Origin of the sequence: Ancylobacter sonchi, from assembly GCF_018390695.1 — a bacterium.
GTDB lineage: Bacteria > Pseudomonadota > Alphaproteobacteria > Rhizobiales > Xanthobacteraceae > Ancylobacter > Ancylobacter sonchi.
This window is the reverse complement of the sequence record NZ_JAHBGF010000015.1, coordinates 63853-73684: the sequence shown is the minus strand read 5'-3', so window position 1 is coordinate 73684 and position 9832 is coordinate 63853. Positions and strand designations below refer to the sequence as shown.

Sequence of the window (9832 nt, the reverse complement as noted above, 5' to 3'; positions counted from 1 at the left end):
CGGCTCATGATCGCCGCGCCGCCGTCCGCCAGCCGAAAACCTCCTCCGGCCCAAACTCCGCCCGGTCATAGCCCGACGCACAGAACGTCCCACCCTGATAACGCGCCGAGACTCCGTCGGTTTTTGAGACGCATGTTGGTATATTTCGGTACCCGTTGAGTATCGAAGGCAAAGTACCGTTGAGCAATTAGCGGAGGGAGTCCGCCAGATGGGCATTCTGGCACCGAAAATCCTCGTCAGCTCCAGCGAGGGACGTTGTTCATTTCGAGACGGAAACTAATCCGAGCTGATGGGATATCCGCGATCTGTTGCCTATGACTATACGCGGTCTCTTCGTCTCGGCTGATGCGCCGGGAGATCGCCGGAATATCGGTGCGGACCGGCGCGCTTCCCAATGAGAGCAGTATTCGGCGCCGTGCCGGCGCGACGTCATGGGCTACCAGCGCCGGCAAGCGTGACGATGAGGCGTGCGCCGTCCAGGGCGCGGGCGATGCGGTCCAACTCGCGCCAGCCGAGAGCTCCGGTCTGCTCACAGAAATAGATCGCCCACGCGCGATCAGGCACCGGCTCGCCGCTCATGTCGGCCTCGATGCGCCGCGCGAGCCACGCCAGTTCCCTTGGCGTTGCGGCCGGGGAGTCGGGCCGCTCATCGAGGCAATCGATGCACATCCGGTGCCCTCACCTCTCGAAAGCGAGAAGGTCCAGCCCGCGATCGCGGTCGAGCAGGGCGACGATACCGCGAGGATCGACATCGACGTCGTTGCTCTGCGGCGCCACGTGACCGGGTGCCGGGGATGGGATGAAGTGGCCGATCTCGCGCGGCGTGTCGGGATCGGCGAGATCGATCACGCGTAGACCGCCGGCGAACCAGCTCGCGAAGACGAGGCTGCCGATCTGTCGTTCCTGGAACTGATGCGCGCCGAACCGACCGCCGACGCGCACATAGGGCGACGCGTTCTCCGCGATATGAAAGGTAGAGACAGGTTTCAGTGCAGTCGGATCCGTAGCGTCCATCACCCAGAGAAACGCATGGGGCTGTCCGGGGGTGTGGTCGTGCTCCTCGTCGACGATCAGAGCGATGTCACGGCCGGCAATCTTCTCGGCGAGGCGAAGCACCGTGTGGGTCGGCTCGGGGAAAGGGGGGTGGTAATTGTAGCTGCCGAGCGTGCGCGGCCGGGCGATGTCGGCGATGTCGATCGCATAGGCGCCGGCATACCAGCACGCGGCCCACAGGATGTCGCCGACCCGCAGGGCATGATGAAGCCGATGGCGCTGGCCGGGCCATGTCGGCACCTCGCCGCCGGCCACATGCTGGCCGGGCAGGTGCCAGCGCGACACCTCGCGTGGATACACTGGGTCGGCCAGGTCGTAGATAACGAGGATGTTGCCGACATAGCCCTCCATCTCGGTGGAGATGTAGGCGTAGCGCTCGTCCATGTCGAAGCGGTGGACGCCGATGCCACCGGTCTTCACATAGGAAAGCAGGCGCGGATTGGCGGGATCGGCGATATCCCACACCCGGAAGCCGCCGGCGTCGTAGCCGCGTGTCAGGCCGGCGCGCAGATCGGCGAGGTCAGTGGCGGCCACGCCAAGCGCGGCGGCGATCTCGCTGTCCTCCGCAGGGCGGCCGAGGCGGGCCGCAAGCTCTGCCGCGACCACGGCGAGGCGCTCGCCCTTGCGGTAGAAATGCCGACGGTGACGCTCGACATTGGTGATCATCAGGTCCCCCGCCACCTTCACCTTGTGGGTGTGCGAGAAAGGGTCGGGCGGGGCGAGGCGCGCCACGATGCGCGGTCGGGTTGGGTCGGCGATGTCGAGGATGGTGGTGCCATCGGGCGGCGACATGTGGCCGACGAAGGCGACGCCATCCTTGATCGTCACCTCGCCGCCGCCCGGCAGGTCGAGCCGGGCAAGCGGACGGATGTTGGCGCTGGCCAACGCGCCATGCGGCATGTGGACGGTCATGATCAAGCCCTTCAGGCGGCGGCGATCCGGGCCGCCGCCCGGTTGCGCCGCCACTGCACCATGGAGGGGATGGCCAGCGAGATCGCCAGCGCCGCCCACAATATGTTGCCGACCGGCGAGGAGAAGAACACCCACGGGTCGTTGCCGCTGATGCGCAGCGCGCGCATCACATTCGCCTCCAGCATCGGCCCGAGGATCACGCCGATCAGCAGGGCGACGACGTTGAAGCCGGTCTTGCGGCAGACATAGCCGATGGCGCCGAACAACAGCGTCAGCCACAGGTCGAACATGTAGCCGCGCGGAGCGAAGGCGCCGACGAGGGTGAAAGCGATGATGATCGGCGCCAGCACCGGGGTCGGGATCATCACCAGCTTCGACACCCAGCGGGTGAGCGGCAGGGTGGTGAACAGCATCACCGCGTAGGCGATCAGCATGGTGATGAACACGCCATAACCGAGACCGGGGTTCTGGATGAACAGGCGCGGGCCGAGCTGCACGCCGTGATAGGTCATCACGATCAGCATCACCGCCGCGGTGGTGCCGCCGGGCACGCCGATGACCAGCAGTGGGATCAGGTCGCCCGAGGCGCAGCCATTATTGGCGGATTCCGGCGCGATCACACCCTCGGGAATGCCCTTGCCATATTCCTCCGGCGTCTTGGAATAGAGCCGTGACTGCTGGTAGGCGACGAAGGCGGCGATGGAGGCGCCCGCGCCCGGCACGATGCCGATGATCAGCCCAATGATGCCGGTCCAGATCATGTGCCAGGTGCGCTGGAAGGACATGACCACGCCCTCCCAGGTCTCCTTCCAGCCGGCCTGCTTCATCATCTGCATGCCGGTCTCCGAGAGCACCGACGAGCTTTCCATCATGATCAGCGCTTCGGAGATGGCGAAGACGCCGATCAGCACCGCGATCAGCGGCACGCCGTCATAGAGTTCGATGAAGCCGAAGGTGCCGCGCGGCGTCGAATAGATGGAATCGGCGCCGATCGCGCCGATCAGCAGGCCGAGGAAGCCGGCGATCAGCCCCTTCAGCATATTGTCGGAGGCGACCGAGGCGATCAGCGTGATACCGAACAACAGGATCACCACCATCTCGACGCTGTGCATGTAGAAGGCGAGACGAGCGATATAGGGCAGCAGGAAGATCGACATCAGCGCGGTGACCATGCCGCCCACCGTCGAGGCGACGAAGGACAGCACCAGCGCCTGCTGGCCAAGCCCCTTCTTCGCCATCGGGTAGCCGTCGAGGCAGGTTGCCGCCGAGCCGCCATTGCCGGGAATGTTGAGCAGGATCGAGGTGATGCCGCCGCCCATATGCGAGGCGACGAACAGCGACACCATGAAGATCATCGCCACTTCGACATCCACCGCGAGGGTGAAGGGCAGCAGCATGATGATGGTGTTGGCCGAGCCGAAGCCCGGCATGGCGCCGATGATGATGCCGATGGTGGTGGCGATCACGATCAGCCAGAGATAGCTGAAGTTCAGCAGGAACTGGTCGGAGAGCACGGTCAGGCTGAGATTCATGTCGGACCTCCCGTCCGCGGGGCGTTGCCGGCGCTCAGAGGCCGGTCAGGGCCGAGACGAGGCGCTCGAAGGGACCCTGCGGGAACGAGGTCCGCAGAATAAGGATGAACAGGATGTAGCCGCCGAGCGCCAGTGCGCCGGCGGTGATCGCCGCCGCGCGGACGGACATGCGCTCCAGCCACATGAAGCTGGCGAACAGGAAGCCGAAGGTGCTCAGCGTGAAGCCGGCCCAGGGGATGACCGCCACCGAGAGTACGGTCAGGCCGAACAGCGCACTGCGCAGCACCGCCAGCTTGTGGTCCTCGTAGAGGCTGGTGATCTGGAGATAATGCGTGCCGCGCAGCAGGCCGACGGCGGTACGAATGGCGAAAATGCCGATCAGGATGAACAGCACCACGGCGCAGAACACACCGGAGACCTTCGCCTCCCAGTCGAGCTCGCGGATGGAGATCAGGTAGTAGATCGCGAAGGCGGCGCCGAGGGCCGGGATGATCCAGTCGGCGCCGGTCGCGACCTTGCCGTCACGCTCGTCGTTCATGGCGATGTCCTGCGCAGGGGGCGGAGTTGGCATGCGGACCCGGACCCGCCGGGCGGGATGCGGCCTGTGCGAGGCGGCCGCGGGTGCCGCCTTCGTGGTGGCACCGAGGAGGTCGTGTCGTCCGACTCAGCCCTTGGAGGCGCTCAGCAGCGGGCGGAAGCGCTCGGCGAGTTCGACGAACTCCTTCGCCGATTCCTGGCAGGCGGCGGCGTCGCCATACTGGATGAACTCCCAGGGCGTGCCGGCCTTCTCGGCGACCGTCTTGTATTCGGGATCGGCGAACACCTGCTTGAAGGTTTCGGAGAGCTTCTTCACCCGGTCGGGATACGCTTCCACCGCTTTGGCATGGATGGCGATGGCGCGCTGGCCGGACATTTGCGGGATCTTGGTGCCGAGCGCCTGGTTGACCGGCGGCGCGTTGTTGGTGAGTTCCGGCGCGCGGTTGGTGTCGTTGAACACGGTGAGGAAGCGCGCCTGCTCGCCGAGCCCGAGCGAGGAAGACAGGAAGGTGGCGCAGCCATCGACTTCGCCGGTGATCGCCGCCGAGCGGGCGGGACCGCCTCCGCCATAGGGGATCATCCGCACCTTCATGCCGGTCGCTTCGGCGAGCGCCAGCGCGCCGATGGTCGAGGGATGCGGCAGGCGGCTGGTGGAAAGGGTGATCTCGCGCTTCTTTCCTTCCTCGACCATGTCGCCGATGGTCTTGAAGCGGCTGTTGCCCGGCACCCAGATTACGGAATCGTCGACATCCATGCTGCCGATGTAGACGAAATCTTCCGGGTACTTGTATTTGACCTTCTGGGTCGCATACATGATCATCTCCGGCCCGATGTTTCCAAAGAGGATATTGTAGGCATCCGGCTCGCGCTTCGCGACGAAGACCTCGTAGCCTACCTGCCCCGATGCGCCGGGGAAGTAGGAATACTCGAAATTGGCGCCGAGATATTTCGACCAGACGCGGTTGAAGGCGCGGGCCGCCTGATCGACGCCGCCGCCCTCGCCGGTGGGGATCAGCACCTGCATCGTCCTGCTGGGGAATTCGCCGGCGGCGCTGGCGGTCTTGGGCGTGATTAGGGACGGCATGGCGACGAGCACGCCCGCTCCTGCGAGCAGCACCTGCCTGCGATCAAGCGTAATGGACATTGGCTTCCTCCCGAGCGCGTTGTCGCGCCATCATCTGTCGGGCTTGGCGAGCCCGCGGCTGGATTGATCCATACCGATTTTCATTTGGTTATATATTGGTTGTACAATGAGTCAAGAAATTTGCTTCGATACTGCTCATTCTGCCGCTGAAATGCCCCCTATTCTCTGGATAGATTAAACCAATATATAATTGGTTGTTGTGCGGGGAGCTGGCTACCGTTCCGGCAAGATTGGCGGCCAGGGCCATGCATAGGCGGGTGGCGGGTGCCTGCCGGGGGAAGTCGATGTCCTGCGGCTGGTCGCCCATCGGAAGTTCGACGGCCGATGGGGACGCTCAGCCATCCGTGGCGGTAACGTAAAAACTGTCGCCGTCGTGTCGGCCGCGCCAGGCCGTGGTCGTCCTTGACGTATGGATCGGCGATCTCGGAGGAACGCTCAATGCCCGGCACCGTACGCCTGCACCGTGTTCTCGCGACCCGCCCGGAAAAGATCTTCCGGGCCTTCATCGAGGCGGACGCACTCGCCAAATGGCTTCCGCCGAACGGCTTTGCCTGCACGGTCCATCATCTGGAACCGAAGGTGGGCGGGACGTTCAGAATGTCCTTCCGCAACTTCACCACCGGAAACAGCCATGCCTTTGGCGGGGAATATGTCGAGCTCGTCGCGGGAGAGCGCCTGAGCTATACGGACGTGTTCGACGATCCCGCCCTGCCGGGCGAGATGCAGGTGACCGTGACGTTGAAGGACGTCTCGGTCGGCACAGAGGTCGTCATCGTACAGGCTGGCATTCCCGACGCCATTCCGGTCGAGGCCTGTTATCTCGGATGGCAGGAATCGCTGCGGAACCTGGCCAGGCTCGTCGAGCCGGAAATCAGGCCGTAGCGTTTCGGCCGTCGTTGCTCAGGGTCAGCCGCGTCGAGGCCGCCGTGATCGGAGCGTCTTGCCGTGGACGACGGCGCGGGAGCCGCCTTCCACCGGGCCTCGGTAAGGCCGGGGATGCGGCGAGCTATCGGTACCGGGCCGCGGGCGGTATGAGTTCGATTTTCGCAGGGTGGTGGACATGTCGACTGCAATTGCCATTCTCGGTGGCGTCGGACTGTTTCTGCTCGGCATGACCGTCATGACCGATGGTTTGAAGGCATTGGCGGGATCCGCCTTGCGCGTGGTCCTCGGCAAGGCGGCGGCCACGCCGGCCTCCGGCGCGTTCTGGGGCGCCGTGGTGACGCTGCTCGTCCAGTCGTCGAGCGCGGTGACGATGACGACAATCGGTCTCGTCAGCGCGGGACTTCTCACCTTTCCTCAGGGGCTCGGCCTCGTCTTCGGCGCCAATATCGGCACCACCGGCACGGGTTGGCTGGTGGCGCTGATCGGGGTGCGCGTCTCGCTGTCGACCTATGCCCTGCCGCTGATCTTCATCGGTGCGCTCGCCAAGCTGCTGGCGGGCGGGCGGGTCGCAGCGGCGGGCGCCGCGCTCGCGGGCTTCGCGCTGGTGCTTTATGGGCTGACGACCCTGCAGCAGGGCATGGGCGGCCTTGCGGAGACCCTCCAGCCCTCCGATCTGCCGGTGGTGCTCGGCATGCCGGGGGTCGGATGGGCGGCCGGGTCGGTCGGTCTTATGACGCTGATCGCCATCGGCCTCGCCATGACCGCCGTCATGCAATCGTCGACGGCGGCCATTGCCGTCACCATTTCCGCCTTCTTTGCCGGCGCGGTCAGCCTGGAGCAGGGCGCGGCACTGATCATCGGCCAGAATATCGGGACGGCGACGAGCTCTGCCCTGGCGGCCATCGGCGCCAGTGCGACGGCCAAGCGCCTCGCCCTCGCCTATGTGCTGTTCAAGGTCATCGCGGCGCTCATCGCGATCGTCGCCTTTCCTTTCACCACGGCGCTGATGAACGCGTTCACCGGCTCGGTCGATGGGACGACGCTGCTCGCGGCCTATCACACCGCGTATAACGTTGTGGGCGTGGCGGTGCTGCTGCCGGCGACGCCGTGGTTCACCCGTATCGTGGAGCGGCTGCTGCCTTCCAGAGAAACGGCACTGCAGCGCGCCCTCGATCCGAGCGCGCTCTCCAGTCCGGTCATCGCGGTCGAAACCGCCCGGCGTGTCGTCGCGGATATGGTTGCGACCGCCTCCGCCTCAGTTTCCGCCGGACTTTCGACCGGAGCCGGCCTCGCGCCGGAGAAGGGCGTGGCGGCCATCGCCACGCTCGAGGAAGTGCGGGATTTCCTGTCGGAGCTGAAGGAGCAACCCGGGACGGAAGCCGAGCGGCGGCGGATGACGAGCACGCTGCACGCGCTCGATCACGCCGCGCGTCTGGCGGAAATCCTGGCGAGTGGCAGTCTCGCGAGCCAGCCGGCCGGTTTGGTTCACGATCGGCGCGCCGCCCAGCTGTGCAACCGCGCCATGCAGGCGACACAGGCGATCGGCAATTCGATCACCTCGGAAACAGCCCTCAGCATGCAGGCTGCCCCTATCGGCTGGAACCCGGCTCCTGCGACGATCACGGCGCTCGCCGAGGTGGAGGAGGCCGCGAGGGAGCTCGGTGCCTTGCAGCGAGATCATCGTGCGTCGACACTGGCTTCCGTCGCGCCGGGAGAGCTGACCGCTGCGGATGCCTTCGCGCGGATCGATGCCGTCCTGCAACTCGATCGGCTCGCCCATCATGCCTGGCGGGCAACGGCTCATCTTCTCGGTCGCGGCGAGTTCGACGATCAATCGATGCTTTCGCTGCGGAATGGCTCGGCGGGCGGATGAGCGCGCGCCGAACCGGTCCGATGGCGTGCGGCTCCAAACCCGCAATGCCCGCACACGGTCGGGAACCGTCGCGCCGTGGAGTGACGGCATTCAGTCGATGATGTGGTAGCCGCCGTCTATATAGAGCACCTGCCCGGTGATCAGCCGGGCGGCGTCATGGGCGAGAAAGGCGGTGGCCGCCCCGACATCGTCGATCGAGACCAGTTCGCGCGCCGGTGCCTTGCTCTTCGCCTTCTCCAGCAGTGAGTCGAATTCCGGGATGCCGGATGCCGCGCGGGTCGCCAGCGGCCCCGGCGAGATGGCGTGCACCCTTATGCCCTTGGGGCCGAGCTCGGCCGCCATGTAGCGCACCGCGCTCTCCAGAGCCGCCTTGGCCACGCCCATGATGTTGTAGTTTTCGACCACCCGCTCCGACCCGTAATAGGTCATGGTGAACAGCGTGCCGCCATCCTTCATCAGCGGCTCGGCGAGTTGCGCCATGCGCAGGAACGACCAGCAGGAAATCTCCATCGTGGTCAGGAAGCCGTCGCGCGGCGCATCTGTCACCCGGCCGGCCAGGGTGTCGCGTGGAGAGAAGGCGATGGAGTGCACGACGAAATCGAGCTTGCCCCATGTCGCCGCGATGCTCTCGAACACCGCCTCGACCTGTCCCGGGACCGCCATGTCGAGCGGCAGGAAGATCGGCGCTTCCAACTCGGTCGCCAGCGGCTCGACATGCGGGCGAGCCTTGTCGTTGAGGTAGGTGATCGCCAGATCGGCGCCGAAGGCGCGGAACGCTCGCGCACAGCCCCAGGCGATCGAGCGGTCATTGGCGATCCCGACGATCAGGCCTTTCTTGCCTTCGAGCAGCTTCGCCTGCACGGCGGGAATGGACATCGCGACGCTTCCTTCAATGGCCGGCGGGAACAGGGATCGCGGCAGGCGGCTATTCGGCGATGGCAGGAGTGGCACGGCGGCGTCGGCCGGCATAGAGCGCGGCGACGGCGCAGGAGGCCAGTCGCGTGCGCACCGAATCTGCCCGCGAGGTCAGGATGATCGGTACCCGAGCGCCTAGCACGATGCCCGCCGCATCGGCCCGCGACAGGAAGGTGAGGTTCTTCGCCAGCATGTTGCCGGCCTCAAGATCGGGCACGACGAGGATCTGGCCGTGGCCCGCCACCGGCGAGACAATGCCCTTGATCGCCGCCGCCTCGGGATCCACCGCATTGTCGAAGGCAAGCGGGCCTTCCAGCAGGCCGCCGGTGATCTGCCCGCGCTCGGCCATCTTGCACAGTGCCGCCGCCTCGATGGTGGAGGGGATCTTGGTGGTCACCGTCTCCACCGCCGAGAGGATGGCGACCTTCGGCGTGCCGAGCCCGACGCCGCACCAGAGGTCGATGGCGTTCTGGATGATGTCGCGCTTGGCGTCGAGGTCGGGAAAGATGTTGATCGCGGCGTCGGTGATAAACAGCGTCTCGGCATGGCCGGGCACATCCATGACGAACACATGGCTGATGCGCCGGTCGGTACGCAGCCCGGTGGCGGAGGCGGTCACCTCCTTCATCAGCTCGTCAGTGTGCAGGCTGCCTTTCATCAGCAGTTCGGCACGGCCTTCGCGCACCAGCTCGACCGCCTTGGCGGCCGCCGCGTGGCTGTGCGGCGCGTCGACGATCTCGATGCCGGCAAGGTCGAGCCCGCATTTGTCGGCCACAGCGCGAATCTTCGCCTCGGGACCGACGAGGATCGGCACGATCAACCCGGCCTCGGCCGCCTCCAGCGCCCCGCGCAGCGAAGTCTCGTCGCAGGGATGCGCGACAGCGGTTGCCGCCGCCGTCTCGGCGCGCGCGGCGGCGATCAGCCGATCATATTTGGACGGGGCCGAAGGGTCGGGAGCCGGTGTCCGCGTATCGGCCATGC

The 9832-nt window shown here is 65.9% G+C and carries 9 protein-coding genes; 2 read left to right on the top strand and 7 right to left on the bottom strand.

Annotated elements, in window-relative coordinates:
- Positions 1–429: 429 nt before the first annotated feature.
- The 5 genes from KHC28_RS07355 to KHC28_RS07335 form a co-directional block, all read right to left on the bottom strand.
- A complete protein-coding gene (locus KHC28_RS07355) occupies positions 430–669 on the bottom strand; it encodes a hypothetical protein (protein WP_214007695.1) in 240 nt (79 codons plus the stop codon).
- Between the two features lie 9 nt (positions 670–678).
- Positions 679–1965, bottom strand: a complete 1287-nt coding sequence (locus tag KHC28_RS07350; RefSeq protein ID WP_214007694.1) for an LVIVD repeat-containing protein — start codon at positions 1963–1965, stop codon at positions 679–681.
- An 11-nt stretch (positions 1966–1976) separates the two neighbouring features.
- Positions 1977–3497: a tripartite tricarboxylate transporter permease gene (locus tag KHC28_RS07345; protein WP_214007693.1), complete on the bottom strand. Its 1521-nt coding sequence runs from the start codon at positions 3495–3497 to the stop codon at positions 1977–1979.
- 34 nt (positions 3498–3531) lie between these two features.
- A complete protein-coding gene (locus tag KHC28_RS07340; RefSeq protein ID WP_214007692.1) occupies positions 3532–4035 on the bottom strand; it encodes a hypothetical protein in 504 nt (167 codons plus the stop codon).
- Positions 4036–4161: 126 nt separating this feature from the next.
- Complete coding sequence (locus tag KHC28_RS07335) at positions 4162–5178, bottom strand: Bug family tripartite tricarboxylate transporter substrate binding protein (RefSeq protein WP_214007691.1); 1017 nt, start codon at positions 5176–5178, stop codon at positions 4162–4164.
- Positions 5179–5616: 438 nt separating this feature from the next.
- Here KHC28_RS07335 and KHC28_RS07330 point away from each other — a divergent pair, with 438 nt between their 5' ends.
- Entirely contained in the window at positions 5617–6060 is a 444-nt protein-coding gene (locus KHC28_RS07330) for an SRPBCC family protein (protein ID WP_214007690.1), read from the top strand.
- Between the two features lie 178 nt (positions 6061–6238).
- A complete protein-coding gene (locus KHC28_RS07325) occupies positions 6239–7936 on the top strand; it encodes a Na/Pi cotransporter family protein (RefSeq protein WP_214007689.1) in 1698 nt (565 codons plus the stop codon).
- Positions 7937–8026: 90 nt separating this feature from the next.
- Here the strand turns inward: KHC28_RS07325 and fabI are convergent, their stop codons facing one another.
- Both fabI and KHC28_RS07315 read right to left on the bottom strand, forming a co-directional pair.
- The gene (gene fabI, locus KHC28_RS07320) at positions 8027–8812 is read right to left on the bottom strand and encodes an enoyl-ACP reductase FabI (protein ID WP_214007688.1); all 786 of its coding nucleotides are present in this window, start codon (positions 8810–8812) and stop codon (positions 8027–8029) included.
- Between the two features lie 49 nt (positions 8813–8861).
- A complete protein-coding gene (locus tag KHC28_RS07315) occupies positions 8862–9830 on the bottom strand; it encodes a phosphate acetyltransferase (protein ID WP_214007687.1) in 969 nt (322 codons plus the stop codon).
- Positions 9831–9832: the final 2 nt, after the last annotated feature.

Bases quoted from the DNA above. Each gene is read 5' to 3' on its own strand.
- KHC28_RS07355 (WP_214007695.1), bottom strand. From the start codon at position 669: ATGTGCATCGATTGCCTCGATGAGCGGCCCGACTCCCCGGCCGCAACG.
- KHC28_RS07350 (WP_214007694.1), bottom strand. From the start codon at position 1,965: ATGACCGTCCACATGCCGCATGGCGCGTTGGCCAGCGCCAACATCCGT.
- KHC28_RS07345 (WP_214007693.1), bottom strand. From the start codon at position 3,497: ATGAATCTCAGCCTGACCGTGCTCTCCGACCAGTTCCTGCTGAACTTC.
- KHC28_RS07340 (WP_214007692.1), bottom strand. From the start codon at position 4,035: ATGAACGACGAGCGTGACGGCAAGGTCGCGACCGGCGCCGACTGGATC.
- KHC28_RS07335 (WP_214007691.1), bottom strand. From the start codon at position 5,178: ATGTCCATTACGCTTGATCGCAGGCAGGTGCTGCTCGCAGGAGCGGGC.
- KHC28_RS07330 (WP_214007690.1), top strand. From the start codon at position 5,617: ATGCCCGGCACCGTACGCCTGCACCGTGTTCTCGCGACCCGCCCGGAA.
- KHC28_RS07325 (WP_214007689.1), top strand. From the start codon at position 6,239: ATGTCGACTGCAATTGCCATTCTCGGTGGCGTCGGACTGTTTCTGCTC.
- fabI (WP_214007688.1), bottom strand. From the start codon at position 8,812: ATGTCCATTCCCGCCGTGCAGGCGAAGCTGCTCGAAGGCAAGAAAGGC.
- KHC28_RS07315 (WP_214007687.1), bottom strand. From the start codon at position 9,830: ATGGCCGATACGCGGACACCGGCTCCCGACCCTTCGGCCCCGTCCAAA.